Source organism: Pseudomonas hunanensis (assembly GCF_013393325.1).
GTDB classification, from domain to species: domain Bacteria; phylum Pseudomonadota; class Gammaproteobacteria; order Pseudomonadales; family Pseudomonadaceae; genus Aquipseudomonas; species Aquipseudomonas putida_P.
This window is the reverse complement of the sequence record NZ_QJRC01000095.1, coordinates 863,855-879,910: the sequence shown is the minus strand read 5'-3', so window position 1 is coordinate 879,910 and position 16,056 is coordinate 863,855. Positions and strand designations below refer to the sequence as shown.

General features: G+C 61.7%; 13 protein-coding genes. 9 read left to right on the top strand and 4 right to left on the bottom strand.

Annotated features, from left to right (window positions below):
- Positions 1–153 precede the first annotated feature (153 nt).
- The 6 genes from dapA to DM807_RS20785 all read left to right on the top strand — a co-directional run bounded on the left by dapA (position 154) and on the right by DM807_RS20785 (position 5,753).
- Positions 154–1,020 (top strand): 4-hydroxy-tetrahydrodipicolinate synthase, encoded by an 867-nt coding sequence (gene dapA, locus DM807_RS20810; protein ID WP_069942410.1) that lies wholly within the window; start codon positions 154–156, stop codon positions 1,018–1,020.
- A 186-nt stretch (positions 1,021–1,206) separates the two neighbouring features.
- Positions 1,207–2,250 (top strand): aliphatic amidase, encoded by a 1,044-nt coding sequence (locus tag DM807_RS20805; RefSeq protein WP_179027837.1) that lies wholly within the window; start codon positions 1,207–1,209, stop codon positions 2,248–2,250.
- 96 nt (positions 2,251–2,346) lie between these two features.
- On the top strand, positions 2,347–3,468 hold the full coding sequence (locus DM807_RS20800; RefSeq protein ID WP_179027836.1) for an AAA family ATPase: 1,122 nt from the start codon (positions 2,347–2,349) through the stop codon (positions 3,466–3,468).
- A gap of 21 nt (positions 3,469–3,489) precedes the next feature.
- Positions 3,490–4,647 carry a transporter substrate-binding domain-containing protein gene (locus DM807_RS20795; RefSeq protein WP_069942413.1) on the top strand — a complete coding sequence of 386 codons (1,158 nt, stop codon included), beginning with the start codon at positions 3,490–3,492 and terminating at the stop codon, positions 4,645–4,647.
- Positions 4,644–5,228 carry an ANTAR domain-containing response regulator gene (locus DM807_RS20790; protein ID WP_179027835.1) on the top strand — a complete coding sequence of 195 codons (585 nt, stop codon included), beginning with the start codon at positions 4,644–4,646 and terminating at the stop codon, positions 5,226–5,228. Before DM807_RS20795 ends, DM807_RS20790 begins: the two co-directional genes overlap by 4 nt.
- A gap of 12 nt (positions 5,229–5,240) precedes the next feature.
- The gene (locus DM807_RS20785) at positions 5,241–5,753 is read left to right on the top strand and encodes an AmiS/UreI family transporter (RefSeq protein ID WP_069942415.1); all 513 of its coding nucleotides are present in this window, start codon (positions 5,241–5,243) and stop codon (positions 5,751–5,753) included.
- Positions 5,754–5,885: 132 nt separating this feature from the next.
- Here DM807_RS20785 and DM807_RS20780 read toward each other — a convergent pair whose 3' ends face one another.
- From DM807_RS20780 to DM807_RS20770, 3 genes are all read right to left on the bottom strand, one after another.
- Positions 5,886–6,422, bottom strand: coding sequence for a hypothetical protein (locus DM807_RS20780; RefSeq protein ID WP_012272811.1), 537 nt, complete (start codon positions 6,420–6,422; stop codon positions 5,886–5,888).
- A gap of 31 nt (positions 6,423–6,453) precedes the next feature.
- Positions 6,454–8,148 carry a DUF262 domain-containing protein gene (locus tag DM807_RS20775; protein ID WP_264316232.1) on the bottom strand — a complete coding sequence of 565 codons (1,695 nt, stop codon included), beginning with the start codon at positions 8,146–8,148 and terminating at the stop codon, positions 6,454–6,456.
- 198 nt (positions 8,149–8,346) lie between these two features.
- Positions 8,347–10,113, bottom strand: coding sequence for an NAD(P)H dependent flavin oxidoreductase family protein (locus DM807_RS20770; RefSeq protein WP_179027834.1), 1,767 nt, complete (start codon positions 10,111–10,113; stop codon positions 8,347–8,349).
- Here DM807_RS20770 and pdxR point away from each other — a divergent pair, their 5' ends adjacent.
- The gene (gene pdxR / locus DM807_RS20765; RefSeq protein ID WP_179027833.1) at positions 10,114–11,610 is read left to right on the top strand and encodes a MocR-like pyridoxine biosynthesis transcription factor PdxR; all 1,497 of its coding nucleotides are present in this window, start codon (positions 10,114–10,116) and stop codon (positions 11,608–11,610) included. It begins immediately after the preceding gene.
- A gap of 27 nt (positions 11,611–11,637) precedes the next feature.
- Here the strand turns inward: pdxR and DM807_RS20760 are convergent, their stop codons facing one another.
- A complete protein-coding gene (locus DM807_RS20760; RefSeq protein WP_179027832.1) occupies positions 11,638–12,882 on the bottom strand; it encodes a DUF1835 domain-containing protein in 1,245 nt (414 codons plus the stop codon).
- 227 nt (positions 12,883–13,109) lie between these two features.
- Here DM807_RS20760 and DM807_RS20755 point away from each other — a divergent pair, with 227 nt between their 5' ends.
- Complete coding sequence (locus DM807_RS20755; RefSeq protein WP_012272806.1) at positions 13,110–14,000, top strand: alpha/beta fold hydrolase; 891 nt, start codon at positions 13,110–13,112, stop codon at positions 13,998–14,000.
- Positions 14,001–14,140: 140 nt separating this feature from the next.
- Positions 14,141–15,766 (top strand): methyl-accepting chemotaxis protein, encoded by a 1,626-nt coding sequence (locus DM807_RS20750; RefSeq protein WP_060514390.1) that lies wholly within the window; start codon positions 14,141–14,143, stop codon positions 15,764–15,766.
- Positions 15,767–16,056 lie beyond the last annotated feature (290 nt).

Genomic DNA, 16,056 nt, shown 5'->3' with positions numbered 1-16,056 from the left:
GCCAAGAAATCCAAGAAACAGCCGCTCATCTGACCGAGGCGCGCTGTCTCGTCAGGTGGGCTGACGAGACAGAAGGCGCCAGGTATCCCTGCCAGACCACTTCGACTCTTCATCCTCTGACGCTGACTTTCGGTCAACATCAGGAGTTTTTGCATGTCGAATTTCCGTGGTATCTGGATCGCCCTCGTCACGCCAATGCGCGACAACGAAATCGATTTCCCTGGCCTGGAGCGGTTGGTGAAGAAGCTGCTCGAAGACGGCGTGGCCGGTTTTGTGGTGTGCGGTACCACGGGGGAGGCGGCGGCGTTGTCCAAGGCTGAGCAACTGGCCGTGCTGGATGCCGTGTTGGCCTGGGTTGAGCCGGGTAGGGTGGTGATGGGCCTGTCGGGTTACAACCTGCGCGAACTGCTGGGCTTGCAGGCTGAAATCCAACAGCGCGACATTGGCGGGCTGCTGGTCCCCGCACCTTGCTACATTCGCCCATCGCAGGCCGGCATCGAAGCCTTCTTCGCCACCGTGGCCGATGCCGCCCGCGTGCCAGTGATCGTGTACGACATTCCTTATCGCACCGGCGTGCGCATCGAGCGTGAAACCCTGCGCCGCATCGTGCGCCACCCGCGCATTGCGGCCGTGAAGGACTGCAGCGGCGACAGCGAGACCACCATGGCCCTGATCGAGGACGGCCACGCCCAGGTGCTGGCCGGTGAAGACCTGCAGATCTTCAACAACCTGTGCCTGGGCGGTGCCGGGGCCATTTCAGCGTCGGCACATGTGCGCGCCGACCTGTATGTGCGCATGCTGCAGCAGGTCGACAGCGGCGATTGGGCGGCTGCGCGTGGCACGTTCTACCAGTTGCTGCCGTGGATCAAGGTCGCCTTTGCCGAACCTAACCCGGCTGTGGTGAAGGCGGCGTTGCGGATGCAAAACCTGATTACAGACGAGTTGCGTGAGCCGATGCAGGCGTGCGCGCAAGCCACCCGGGACAAGCTCCACAGCGTGTTAGGCTCACTCGGCGCCTGAAGCAGCGACGGCGGATGGTGGGTTGACAAGCCGCCACACCCGGCATATACCGTTGGTTGTCAGGAGCCGCGCATCAATGGCGATGCCGCTGCCTCCACCCCGAACCCCAAAGAGCAAATGAGCTCTCTCCGCATGCGGAGAGGGCTTTTTGTCGTCCCTGAAAAATAACAACAAGAGGTGTTCAACATGCGTCATGGTGATATTTCCAGCAGCAACGACACCGTCGGCGTCGCCGTGGTCAATTACAAGATGCCGCGCCTGCATACCCGCGATGAAGTGCTCGAAAACGCCAGGAAGATCGCCGACATCATTGTCGGCATGAAGCAGGGGCTGCCGGGCATGGACCTGGTGATTTTCCCAGAATACAGCCTGCAGGGCATCATGTACGACTCGGCGGAAATGATGGAAACCGCCGTGGCCGTGCCCGGCGTGGAAACCGAAGTGTTCGCCCAGGCTTGCCGCAAGGCCAATGTCTGGGGCGTGTTTTCGCTGACCGGCGAGCGCCATGAAGAGCACCCGCGCAAGTCCCCTTACAACACCTTGGTGCTGATCGACAACAACGGCGAGATCGTGCAGAAGTACCGCAAGATCATCCCCTGGTGCCCGATCGAAGGCTGGTACCCGGGCGGCCAGACATATGTTGCCGATGGCCCCAAAGGCCTGAAGATCAGCATGATCATCTGCGATGACGGCAACTACCCGGAAATCTGGCGCGACTGCGCCATGAAAGGCGCCGAGCTGATCGTGCGCTGCCAAGGTTACATGTACCCGGCCAAGGACCAGCAGGTATTGATGGCCAAGGCCATGGCTTGGGCCAACAACTGCTATGTGGCAGTGGCCAACGCCGCCGGCTTCGATGGCGTGTATTCCTACTTCGGCCATTCGGCGATCATCGGTTTCGATGGCCGTACGCTCGGCGAATGCGGTGAAGAGGAAATGGGCATTCAGTATGCCCAGCTGTCGATTTCGCAGATTCGCGATGCACGGCAGAACGACCAGTCGCAAAACCATCTGTACAAGATCCTGCACCGTGGCTACAGCGGCATGCACCTGTCTGGCGATGGCGACCGCGGCATTGCCGAATGCCCGTTCGAGTTCTACCGCACCTGGGTGCTAGATGCCGAGAAGGCTCGCGAAAATGTCGAGGCCCTGACCCGGCGTACCTCGGGGGTGGCGCAGTGCCCGGTCGGCAGCCTTCCCTACGACGCCAAGGAACAGCAAGCCCGCTGACCAGTGCCTGTCAGCCCAGGCCATTGGGGCTGCGCAGCAGCCCCAGATTGTCCAGCGTGCCTGCGGGCACGCGGTTTCACCAGCGAGGGGAAGCCCATGCCGTTCTTGAACGACCTGCTGGAGCAGACGCGTCGCGACGCGTCCTCCAGCGCTGTACTGAATGCCGAAAACTGCCACACCCGGGCAATTGTCGAAACCCACCTGCGCAGCGAAGACACCCTGCAGTCGCGATTTCGCTTCGATGTCGCCGCCGTCATGCAGGTACTACGCAACGAAGTCCTTGGCCAGGACGAAGCCTTGCAGGCCATCGAGGATGTGCTCACGGTGGTACGGGCGGATATTCTCGACCCACGCCGGCCCCTGTTCACGGCGTTGTTCCTCGGCCCGACCGGGGTTGGCAAGACCGAGATCGTGCGTGCCCTGGCCCGCGCCCTGCACGGTGATGCCGATGCCTTCTGCCGGGTCGACATGAACACCTTGGCCCAGGAGCATTACGCCGCCGCCTTGACCGGTGCGCCGCCGGGCTATGCTGGCGCCAAGGAAGGCCGCACGCTGTTCGACCAGGCGCTGCTGGATGGCAGCCAGGGGCGCCCAGGAATCGTGCTGTTCGATGAGCTGGAAAAGGCCAGTAAGGAGGTGTCCCAGGCGCTGCTCAATGTGTTCGACAATGGCCTGCTGCGCTTGGCATCCGGGGAGAAGAGCTTCAATTTCCGCAACACCTTGGTGATCATGACCAGCAACCTGGCAGCAGACGAAATACGCCAGCACCGGCAGGGGCCGTTGGCGTCGCTGCGGCGCCTGCTGGGCCAGCCGGCAGGGCACCGAGAGCGTTTGCTGGGCCTGGTGCGGCGGCGCCTGGTAAAGCGCTTTTCCGCCGAGTTCGTCAACCGCATCGACAGTACCGTGGTGTTCAACGCCATCGAGCAGGACGTGAGTGAGCGCATCGTCGAACTGGAGGTGTCGCGCCTGAACCGACGGCTGGCCAAGCATCACTGTCGCCTGCAGCTTGATGCGGCGGTGGTCGGCAAGCTGGCCAGCGAAGGCCATGATGGGGAGTTCGGCGCCCGCGCGCTCAAGCGCTTTATCCGCCATGAGCTGGAGGTGCCACTGGCCGAGTACCTGCTCGGTAACCGCATCCCGTGCCGGGCCGAGGTGGCCTGCATCACGGTGGCCGGCCACCTTGAAGGCGGGCGCATCCGTTTTTCGCTGGCTACATGAAGGTTGTCACAGGACGGTGTGATGAGTAGACAAGACAGGCAATTGAAAGTGGGCTTGCTGTTCGCCGAAACCGGCGTTACTGCAGCCATCGAACGCTCGCAGCGATATGGCGCGCTGCTGGCGGCAGACCAGGTCAACCGCGAAGGGGGGGTGCTCGGCCAGCCGGTATTGACCCTGGTTGGCGACCCCGGGGGCGACCCGGACCGTTATCGCAACTTGTGTGATGAATATGTGCGTAACCACGGTGTGCGCCTGATGCTCGGCTGCTACATGTCGCATACCCGCAAAGCCGTGATGCCCGTCATCGAGCGTGCCGACGGTTTGCTGTTCTACCCCACGCCCTACGAGGGCTTCGAGTACTCGCCCAACATCATCTACGGTGGGCCGGCGCCCAACCAGAACAGCGCGCCGCTGGCGGCGTACCTGACACGGCATTACGGCGCCAGGGTCGCCTTCGTCGGCTCTGACTACATCTATCCGCGAGAAAGCAACCATGTCATGCGGCACCTGTACAAACAGCATGGCGGCGAGGTGGTGGAAGAGGCCTATATGCCTCTGTACCCCTCGGCTGATGACCTGGCGCAGGTGGTGGAGCGGGTTGTGCGCTCTGCTCCGGATGTAGTGTTTTCGACCGTGGTCGGTACGGGTACGGCCAGTTTCTATCAGGCATTGGCCCAGCGTTACGGCAATGCCCCCCGGCCGCCGATCGCCAGCTTGACCACCAGTGAGGCAGAAATTGCCGAAATGGGCGCCGAGGTGGCCCGTGGCAATATCGTCGTCGCACCGTACTTTACCAGCGTCGAGACGCCGCAAAGCAAGGCGTTCGTCAGCCAGTGCCGTGCGTTCTTCCCGGCAGAAGTCTGCATCACTGCCTGGGCTGAGGCGGCCTATAGCCAAATGCGTATGCTGTGCCAGGCGGTGAATGCCACCGACAGCCTGGAGGTCGAGGTGATTCGCAATCACCTGTACCACGTCGGCATGGACAGCCCCCAGGGCAGCGTGCGGGTGGAGCAACAGAACAACCATTCGCACCTGTTCGCGCGCATTGGCGAGATCGATGGAGATGGGCAGATCTGCATCAAATGGCAATCGCCTACGGCCATACGCCCCGACCCCTACGTGGTGGTGCATAACCTGGATGACTGGACCGCGAGCATGGCAGGAGGCGGTCCCTCATGAGCACGTCGAATATCCTCAACACGCTGCGTGAGCTGCATGTGGGCATTGTTTGCCCGCCCAGTGAAATCACCGATGCCCTGGTGTTGCAGTTGATGCGCATCGGCTGCTCGGTGAAACAGTGCTGGCCACCGCCCAAGGCGTTCGACACCCACACCGACCTGGTGTTTTGCGGGGTGTTCGAAGGCCGCCACCACGCCGAGCTGGGCAAGTTGCTGGCTCAGGGTGGGGTACGCCTTACCGCTATTGCGTTGGTGGAGTACGAAAGCCCGACCATTCTCTCGCAAATTCTGGAATTGGGGTGTCACGGCGTGATGGTGCTGCCGCTGGACAACCACAAGGTGCTACCGGCGCTGGTGTGCGCCAGAAGCAACAGCGAAGCCCAAGCCCGCTTGCTGCAGAAGAACGCCCAGTTGCAGGAGCGCTTGGAACATCAGGCCGACATCAACAAGGCCAAGGTCCTGCTGATGGCCGCCCAGGGCTGGCAGGAGCCTGAAGCCCATGCCTACTTGTCGAAAGAGGCAATGAAACAACGGTTGTCGATATTGGAAATGGCAAGAAAAACCCTAAAACAATTTGAATGAGAAGAGGTTGCCATGTTGTACGGACTGGTTCTGCTGTATGTGGGGGCGGTGTTGTTCATCAACAGCATCTGGCTGATGGGGCGTATCACTGACCGCGAAGTGGCAGTGATCAATCTGTTCGTCGGTTCGCTCAGCCTGTTGGTGGCGGTCTACCTGATCTTCGTGGTGGGTTCGGCCGAAGGTATCAAGGCAGGTGCCTTGACCCTCTTGTTCGCTTTTACCTACCTATGGGTGGCCGCGAACCAACTGCTGCAAGTCGATGGCCGTGGGCTGGGCTGGTTCTGTCTGTTCGTCAGCGTGACGGCGCTGGTGGTGACGGTCAGCTCCATCCCCGGTGCCGAAGGGTTGATGAAGGTGTGGGATGTGCTGAACTGGGCGGCCTGGACGGTGCTGTGGTTCAGCTTTTTCCTGCTGCTGGCATTGGCCAGGAAAATCCAGCGGCTAGTGGCGGTAATGACCCTGGCGTGCGCGATCTTTACGGCGTGGGTGCCGGGGTTGTTGATCTTGTGGCAGCAAATGGGCTGATGGGTATGTTGGTGGCTTGGGAAGGGTTGGAGGCGGATCAAACAAGAAGCCTCCACGCCGCATCAGCATTCGTTTCTACCTGCGCCCTTGCTTACGCTAGCCCGCGGCAAGGGCGCCGACAGGGGGTAAGCGTTAGCTCTGTTTCCATTTGCTCCTCAGGTTTTTTATGGAGGTGCGCAAATTGGCGTTTTGGCCATCGGGCGTCAGTAAACAAACGGAGCCATGGGGTAAACCGAACACCTTCTCGATAGTGGTTTGAATGGTTTTGACCGAGGCATCGCTTCGAGCCACCTTGAAACGCGTGCCGATAGGCTTTTTATCCAGCGCAAGCGCGTTGTCTTCTTCAACGCTTATTTCGAGCTGCCACCGGAAGGGTTTGCTGCACAACGTTCTGCTGGGCTTGCTGACGCGTTCGATTTTTACCTGGTAACCGTCAAATTCAAGGTCGTAGACGATATGGTCTTCAATCCTTTTCACATTGACTGAGTTCCAGGTGGTCCAGTCGGCCGACCTGGTGAGAACCTCAATGTGACAAGTTAATGGCTTCTTGTGGTCGTGGTGCAACATCAGCGAGTCTGCCAAATCCAGCCTGCTGCGAGCAGAGTCGGCGATGACTTCATTTTTTGCATTAAAGCAAGTGATCTTTGAGTGGGCGGGCCATTGAAGCATTTTTCAATTCCATGTGGTGTCTATCGGTTACTTAAAGCTCAGCCATCAGTGCGGCGACGATTTTATCGTGCCGAACCTGGATTGCATCTCGGTCCCACAGGCCGCCGGCGCTGACGAACGTAGCGATTTCCCGCTGCTGGAAGGTGTGCTTATAGGTCGCCAGCTTTTCGCTGAATGGGATGTTCCCCACTGCACAGTTGTGGGGTTTGGACAGCAGCAAGTAATTGCCGAGGCAGTTCAGATATTCGCCCTTGAACGTTTCGTCGTAGGTACCGTAACCATGTGGGCGAGCGGCGGGCTCGGTGCTGGGCGCGATATGCTCCAGCTCTGGACGCTCGGTGTCGTTGCTGCGCCGTGGCGCGTAACCGCGCTGGCCTTGTCCTTCCAGGTGGACTTCATACTTCCAGAGCAAATGCCTGGCGATGGAATGCCGGATATTCCATTCTAAAGCCTCTGCCAGCCTTTCATTGTTCCAAAAAGCCCACCAGCCGCTGGTTACGGTCTTGAGGTACTCGATGCGCGCGAGGATAGGGGCTATCGTCGGCGCGTCGCTGGTAAAGGCCTCGTAGACATCATTGATGCGTGACGTGATATCCGCACGGGTACCAATCAGGCGATGACGGATGATCAAGCTTTCAAAAGCGACGCACAGCGCGTTCCTGTCCGGCAGGGGAAGGCCAAAACGATAGGCCTTGAGAATAAAGGGCAATGCAATCGCGATCCCGCCCAAGCTCACCAGTGAGTGGATCGGAAAGCTGCTTCGCTCGTCATCGCCGAAGAACTCTGACAAATGCTCGAAACTGATGGCCAGCGAGCAGGTGAAGTCTCGCACAAACTCAAGAGGCGCCTCAGCTGCGAGCATTTTTTCAATCCGCTCCAGCGCGCCACTCTCCCACAGGGTATTGAAGTGGACGCGCAAGGTGTACTGCAGCACGTCGTCTTCATTGATGCGGTATTCAATGGCTGAGATCGACTTGTAGATGGTCTCGAAGCGCTGCTGGACCTCTTCGATCAGGCTGTCTTTCGCTTGCTGATCTTCGCCATGAAGGTGGATGGCATACATGAACTGCGCCTTCACCACCTCAAGGTTGGACGGGCGCTTGCCGCGGTTGTTCTGGAAGATGAACATCTGAATGGCTTCTGCCTCGTCCCGCACCGGGTGCGTACTGCACGAAGCCTGGGACACTATCCGCAGCATGTCCGTCAGGTACGCTTCAGGCTGAGCCCCCAGCTTCTTTTTGAAGAAGTCGAACCCATTGATGAGTCGCTGGGCAGATGTGGTGAGCGAAGCAGGAGCGACAGTTCTGGATTGGTTGATTACATAATCGACAAAGATCTGGTTGTCGTATTCGACCGTCTTCAAGCGGATCTGACTGTCCCGTCTGATCATGTCCTTGTAGCAGTCCTGCTCATCTTCGGTCAGGGCGCGTTTGGCTTGCAAGCACGCGAACAGTGCCGCCAAAAACAGCGTGATCGTGGTCAGGCGCTGCTGGCCGTCGATGACCCGATACTCTCCCTGCGTCTGTTCGAACAGGAAATGGCCGAAGTAATAAGGGCTGCGGGAGTGGCTGTTGCGGTAGGCTTCCAGGTCGGAAAGAAACACCTGTGTCTGGCTGGCGCGGGTCGAACCTTCAACTGGCGTATCCCAGGCATAGGCGCGTTGATAGGCAGGCACCACGATGCGGTTGTTGGCCAGCATGCTGCGAATGGTTGACGAGGCGTCCACGGGGTATGTCCTTATGGGTGGTGGCGTTTTGCCTCATCATCGCTTGAATCAAGTTTTTTTGCATGCCTGGGCACTACATTTCGCGCGTCTCAGGCAGCACCTCGTACGCCTGCCTTGAGGTGTTCGGCGATGCCGCTCATAGCCTGCCGAAGTGGTCGCGCGCCTGATTGACGCGCACCTTGCTTGCTGACGGTGGTATCAAGCAGCCGTAGCCACGGCCGACCTGGCGTCGCCAATCAGGATATCTTCAAAGAATGCCCCGACCGGCTCGGTAGGGTGGCACAACTGAATCTCCAATACCCACACCACTTCGCTGGGCACGATTCCCACCTCGGCCAGCTTGTCCTGGCCATACAACACATGCGGGAAGTCGGCGATGCGGTGCCCGGCCAGGTTGCGCTCCAGCTGCCAGCCTTTGGCCTGGGCACTGCGCTCTGCGAAGTCATAAAGCTCGCGACCGGTCAGCCCACGCCCCCAGGCCTGGCGGGTTTCGTCGAACACTTCATGCAGTGCCTTCACGCAGGCGTGGTGCAGTGGGTGCTGGCCAAACACGAAGGTGTCGCCATAGTCGCCCTCATAGCCATCCCACACCGGGCCCACGTCGACCACGACAATGTCTGTGCTACGTAATACGCGCTGCAGATCAATGCCTTGCCGGGGTGTGCGTACGGTATCGTCGCCAAAACGGATGTAGGTGGGGTGCCAGGTGTGCGACGCGCCCATTGCCTGCAGGGTTTGCGCGGCCATCTCCAGCGCCTGGGCGGTGGTCATGCCGACTTGCAGTTGGCTGGCAATAGCGGCCACGGACCTTACCGACTGCTCGCGGGCCGCGAGCATGCCGTCCAGCGAGTAGCGTGGGCCGACCTTTTCCAGCTCAGGGTGCAGCGTGCTGGCTGCTGAGGCCTGGGTGGCCGCCGCGCCGCTGGCGACAAAGGCCTCGGCGACAAAGCGATGGGGTAGCACGCCCGCCGCAACGCATTGTTCGCGCGCCTGGCTGATCATCGCGGGATTGCCGCAGGCATAGACCTGGGTTTCTTCCCAGTGGTGGGGCTGGCCGAGCGCGACCTGCTGGATGCGTGCCTGGCCCGCGAGTACCGGGTACCAGCGAAAGTGTGGGTGCGCCCCACTGGCCTGGTCGAGAAACGCGTGGTCGTAGAAATCGGCCGTCGATGAGCCACCCCAGTACAGGGCCACCTCGGCGTCGCGAGCCAGGGCAGTCAGCAACAAGGGCTTGATGCCGGCGTAGCCTGTGCCGGTGGCCAACAGCACCAGCGGGCGTTGCTCATCGTGCTGCCAAGTACAGGCGCCCAGCGGGCCTTCGAGCTTTACCGAAGCACCTGCTTGCAGGGTGGGCAGCAGACCTTCGGTGAACAGGCCACCGCTGACCTTGCGGATGTGAAACACCAACTGCCCTTGCTGCTGGGCAGGCAGGTTGGCAATGGAGAAACAGCGGCTGTCGCCGTTGTCCAGCCGAAACCGCACGTACTGGCCGGCCCGGACGTCCAGCGGCTGAGCAGGTTGCAGCACCAGTTCGACGATATCGGTGCTCAGCGCGCGCTGGCCAACAACCTGAGCGTGAGTTTCCAGGGTTGGGGTGTCCAGCGACCAGCCCGGAATTTCCAGGCGCATGTCGCTGCAGGCATGGCTCTGGCACAACAGCATTTCGTCTGCAGCCAAGGGATAGGAGGGGGCCGGTGTATCCGCATCCCGCTGCTTGTCCTGATACTGCCCCGACACCACCTTGACCTTGCACGAGCCGCAGGCGCCGCGGCGGCACGAGAAAGGTACCGGCAGCCCGCTGGCGAGCATGGCATCGAGCAGCAGTTCGTGGCTGGCGTCGAAGGTTTTGCCCGAGGGCGACAATTCGATGACGTGGCGGCTTTGCATGAACACCTCGGGGCAATTGGAGGTTCGATTGTTGCTATAGTCCAGGACCAGCAGAACCTCCAGTTTTGGATAATTCATATGGTCCAGCTTCGTAAATGGCAGCCACTGCTCAAGCTCGATGGGGCGCAGGCTTCGTACCGGCAGATCGTCGAGGGGCTGGTGGCCGCGATCAGCGAGGGCCGCCTGCGCCCTGGCACGCCGTTGCCGGGCACGCGGGAGATGGCGCAGTTGCTGAACGTCAACCGCAAGACAGTGATCCTGGCCTACGAGGAAGCCGAAACCAAAGGCTGGCTGCAAAGCGTGCAGCGTCGGGGTACCTTCGTCAGCCAGCAGTTGGCGCCTGGCACACTGGTCGCGCCGAGTGCCGCCAGGCCGTTTGCCCTGGCGCTGCCCGTGGAACCCGCCGTTGCCTACTTCAAGGCGAACGAGCAGGCTGCGGCGCAGCAGGGGCGGCCAGGGGCCTTGTTTTTCGACAACGGCGCCTGTGATCACCGGCTGCTGCCGCAGGCTGTTTTGCACCGCTATTACCGCAATGCCTTGCGCAGCAGCTTCACCAGCAACAGCGTGCGCCACGGCAGCGATTGCAGCAGCCTTTACCTGCGCGCCGCCCTGGCCGACATGCTGCGGCACAATCGCAGCCTGAACGTTGGCGCCGAGCATATCTGCCTGACCCAGGGGGTGCAGATGTCGCTGTCGCTAGTAACCAGCGTGTTGCTCAAACCAGGTGACGTTGTGCTGGTCGAGCGCCTGAGCTATCCCCCGGCGTGGGAGATTTTCCGTCAGCTGGGTGCCCGGCTGGTAACCGTGGACCTGGACCATGAGGGTTGCCGTGTCGATCAGATCGATGCCCTGTGCCGGCAGCACAAGGTGCGAATGATGTACATAACGCCCCATCACCAGTTCCCGACCACGGTCAGCCTGCCCGCCGGGCGCCGGCAGCAGTTGCTGGAGCTGGCGCGACAGCATGACTTCTGCGTGGTCGAGGAAGACTACGACTACGAATACCACTTTTCTGGGCGGCCTTACCTGCCTTTGGCCAGCGACCGCCAGCAGCGCCATGTGATTTACATCGGCACACTGTCCAAACCCCTGGGCAGCACGTTCCGTTGCAGCTACATCGTCGCACCGGTGGAGGTAACAGCCGTGCTGGAGCGCAGGGCCACGCTTACCCTGGGGCAGGGCGATGCGGTGATGCAGCGGATGCTGGCGGACTTGATCAATGATGGCGAACTGAAGAAACACTTGCGCCGGGTCAACCGCGAGTACCGTCGGCGCCGCGAAACCTTGCTGGCGTGTTTGCATGGCGCGTTCGGCGAACAGATCACCGTACAGGAACCCGAAGGTGGGTTGGCGCTGTGGGTGAAGTTCGCCGATGCGATCAACGTGGATCAGCTGGTCGACAACGCGCTGGAGCTGGACCTGGTGGTGCGCAGTGGGCGGCAGTTTTCGCCGTTTGGTCATGCCGAAAATGCGTTGCGCCTGGGGTTTGCTTCGCTGGATGTGGGTGAGATCTGGTTGGCTACCCAACGCCTGGCGGACGCAGCGAAAGCGATTGGCAAGGCGCGGTTCGTGTAGACGCGACACGAGGCCGCTTCCACCGGTCTAGATGCGCTGCCAGACTTCGCCCTGCTCGCTGACTACCCAAGGCCTGTCTGCCGCATTGATCAGTACCCCGCCAACCCAGCGCTGCGCGGGGTTGTGATCAAGCCAGTGCGCTTTTCCTGCAAGCACTTGCTCGGCAAGCGCGGTCAGCCGCAATGGCCGTTGTGCCCAGGCTTCTCCAGGGCCCTCCAGCAGCAGCGGCTGTGGCGCATGGATCAACGGTTGCAGCAGCACATGGAACATCAGGTCACCCAGGTAAGGCAGCGGATCGTCCTGCATCATCAACTGGCCAAACACGCGGCCAGCCGGTAGCTCGCCACGAGAGGCCAGCACGCCTAACAACAGGCGTTCGGTAAGGCTCAAACCATCATTCGCTCCCGGTAGCTCCTGTAGCTGGCGCGCCAGTGCCCGGCCCAGCAAAGGCAAAGCCGTGTGCTGCTGGCCGGCGAGCGCCGCCCAGGCCTGTGGCGCCGGCGCGGTATAAGCCGCCCATGCCTGGCGTGCCAGGGCCAGGGCATCTTCACCCAGTGCACGTCGTTGTGGCCACAGCCAGGCCAGCAGGTCAGGCGCCAGTTGCCCGATGCCGATGAAGCGCTCGACACCGGGCACTTGGTCAGCTTCGATCAGTTCCAGCCGGCGTGGCAGGCCGGGGAGGCTGGCGAGCACGCGAATCAGGAACAGCTGGTCGTAAGCGTCGGCCTCGCACCACAGTACCAGCTTGCTGTCTGTGCTCAGGCCGGCCAGCGCCGCTCGCTGTGCGGCCTGGCGCTGTTCAACGTCCTCCGCCCGCAGGTTGAACGCCTGCTGCACGTAGTCTCCACGCACCCGCCAGTACCGTTCCTCGGGCAACGCCGGTACCGGGCCCATGACCATGGGGTCGTCGAACATCTGGAATGCACCGGCAAACCCGGCGGTGCGCAGGCTGTGGGCGATGTCGTTGCCGCAGCGCCAGTGCTGCACGGTGGCTTCGTCATCGGCGGCAAAACCGGGGTGGCGTGCGGCAAAGGCCACGGCGTCGGCATGTACCTTGAGCTTTGGCCAGCTGGCAAAGCCGGCCTCGCGGGCCACCAGCCATTGGGTATCGGCAAGCCGGTAGTCGGGGCCGGGCAGGCCGAGCGTACGCAATTGCTCGCGGGCGTCTTCGGCCTGGTGATTGTTCAGGGCGTTCAGCAAGCGCTTGGCGCGTTTGCGCAAGGCGGGCAGGTCGAGCAGACCGTGCTGACGGGATGCATTGATGGCGGGCATGCCAACTCCTTTGGGGCTCGGTCCGCCGACAAGCCGGGAGCTGGTATGGGAATGTGTTGACGCATGGCTCGGGCAACCCCTTCGCGCGGACCGCAGGCGCAGCCAGCGCCCAGGCCCCCGACTTTAACGGTGCAGCACACCGGGTTGCAAACGATAGTTTTCCCATGGCTTGCCGCGCGTCTTATAGTGGTGGGCTTTTCTCAGTCGAAGTCAAAGGAGTGGCTGACATGCGTGTACGTACCCTGCTGGCGGCAATCGGGGCCAGCCTGTCGCTGTCTTCGGCATTGGCCGCGCCCGGCCAGCCAGAGACCGCGCTAAGCGAACGTATTTCAGTGCAGGTCGAAGGCGCTGGGCCGGACGTTATCCTGATCCCGGGGCTGGCCTCATCGCGTAAGGTATGGGCGGGGCTCGCCAGCACGCTGCGCCAGCAGCACCGCTTGCACCTGGTGCAGGTCGCAGGTTTTGCCGGCTCGCCAACCGTGCCCGCTGTGGACGGGCGCGTGGCCGCTCCGGTGGCCGAGGCGGTAGCCGACTACATCCGCCGCCAGCACCTTGAGACGCCGGCCATCATTGGCCATTCACTGGGCGGTGAGGTCGCGCTGATGCTGGGTGCACGCCATCCTGAGCAGGTAGGCCGGCTGATGGTCGTCGATGCGCTGCCGTTCTACACGTTGCTGATCGACCCCAGGGCAACCGCCGAAACGGCCGCACCGCAGGCTGCCGCATTCCGCGATGCGATGTTGGCGGCCCCTGCAGCGCAGGCCGAAGCGATGCAGCGCACGGCCATCGACCGGTTGGTCAAGACCGCAGCGGCACGGCCTGCACTCATTGCGGCGGCGCTGCACTCGGACCGCAAGGCCGTAGCCGATGCCACCCATGAACTGATGACCACCGACCTGCGCCCGGAGCTTGGCGCTATCCAGGCGCCGATAGAGGTCGTATACGCCTATGACCCTATGTATGGCGTACCTGCCTCCAGCGTCGATGCAACCTTCACCAATGCCTATGCCGGCACGCAGGGCATCAGCTTCAAGCGAATCGATGGCAGCTTCCACTTCGTCATGCTGGATCAACCCCAGGCCTTCACTGAGGCGGTGGTCGACTTTCTCGGTCGCTGAGGCTGGCCTCGGCGCAATCTGTTCGGTTACCGCCCATAACCGCATCCCGGTGCCTCAAGCCTGCGCCAGCTACTCCGATAGCAGCACACCCACCGTCGAATCATCGACCAGAAGTGGTGCCAACAAGGAGTACTGCCCGCATGCTTGCCAACCTGAAGATCCGCACCGGAATGTTCTGGGTGTTGTCGCTGTTCAGCCTGACCCTGCTGTTTTCCACCGTCAGTGCCTGGTGGGCAGCAGTGGGCAGCGACCAGCAGATCACCGAGCTGGACCAGACGGCGCACCAGTCGGACCGGTTGAACAATGCGTTGTTGATGGCGATTCGTTCCAGCGCCAATGTGTCCTCGGGCTTCATCGAGCAGTTGGGTGGCCATGACGAGAGTGCTGGCAAGCGCATGGCATTGTCGGTGGAGCTGAACGACAAGAGCCAGGCGCTGGTCGGCGCGTTTGTCGAAAACGCCCGTGAGCCAGCCCTTCGCACGTTGGCACTCGAGCTGCAGGCTACCTTTGCCGAATACGCCAAGGCGGTTGCCGGGCAGCGAGAGGCGACCCGTCAGCGTTCGCTGGAGCAGTACTTCAAGGTCAACAGCGATGCCGGCAATGCCATGGGCCGGCTGCAAGCGCTACGCCAACAGTTGGTGGGCGCACTGAGCGAACGTGGTCAGCAGATCATGCAGGAGTCCGACCGGCGTCTGGCCCGTGCGCAGTTTCTGAGCCTGTGCCTGCTGGGTGTGACTTTGCTGCTGGCGGCACTGTGCTGGGCTTTCATTGCCCAGCGTGTGCTGCTCCCGCTGCGTGAAGCCGGTCGGCATTTCCAGCGCATTGCCGGTGGCGACCTGAGCGTACCGGTGCAAGGGCAGGGCAACAACGAGATCGGCCAGCTGTTCCATGAGCTGCAGCGCATGCAGCAGAGCCAACGCGACACCCTTGGGCAGATCAATCACTGTGCCCAGCAGTTGGATGCCGCCGCCACGGCGTTGAATGCGGTCACCGAGCAAAGCGCCAACAACCTGCGCCAGCAGGGGCAGGAGCTGGAGCAGGCCGCTACCGCCGTGACCGAAATGACCACGGCCGTGGAGGAGGTTGCGCGCAACGCCATCACCACCTCGCAAACCACCAGCGAGTCCAACCAGCTGGCTGCGCAAAGTCGCCGGCAAGTCGGTGACAACATCGACGGCACCGAAGCCATGACCCGCGAGATCCAGACCAGCAGTGCGCATCTGGAACAGTTGGTCGGGCAGGTGCGGGATATCGGCAAGGTACTGGAAGTGATTCGCTCGGTGTCCGAGCAAACCAACCTGCTGGCGCTCAATGCTGCCATCGAAGCCGCCCGCGCCGGTGAGGCCGGGCGCGGCTTTGCGGTGGTGGCAGACGAGGTGCGCACGCTGGCCTACCGCACGCAACAATCGACCCAGGAAATCGAGCAGATGATCGCCCGCGTGCAAGCCGGCACCGAGGCGGCGGTGGCTTCGATGCAGGCCAGCACCAACCGGGCGCAATCGACACTGGAGGTGACCCTGGCCTCGGGGCAGGTGCTGGAGGGCATTTACAGTGCGATCGGCGAAATCAACGAGCGCAACCTGGTCATTGCCAGTGCGGCCGAAGAGCAGGCCCAAGTGGCGCGGGAGGTAGACCGCAACCTGCTCAATATCCGCGAGCTGTCTCACCATTCAGCGGCGGGAGCGCAGCAGACCAGCGAAGCGAGCAAGGCGCTAGCGGGCCTGGTGGGGGAGATGACGGCGTTGGTGGGGCGGTTCAAGGTTTGAGTGATGGTGGCCACGCCAGCAAGTAACATTAAAACAAGGTGAAACTTATTTAAAGTTCTGCTTGCTGGTTGACTTCGATACTACGCTTGAATAAAGTTCGACCGGCCCTGGACAAGGGCCTTACTTTCAATCACTGAAGAATTCAATGGACACAGTATCTAGTCGCTGCCTGACCACCGCCGTACGGCCAGGTCAGGCACTTGAACCGGAACACCGGTCCCGACGCCTCGGTCGGGCAAGCCGCGCCAGAGCCTGATGCTCCGCCGTAGCTTGCCGCCGCCGGTGTCCGC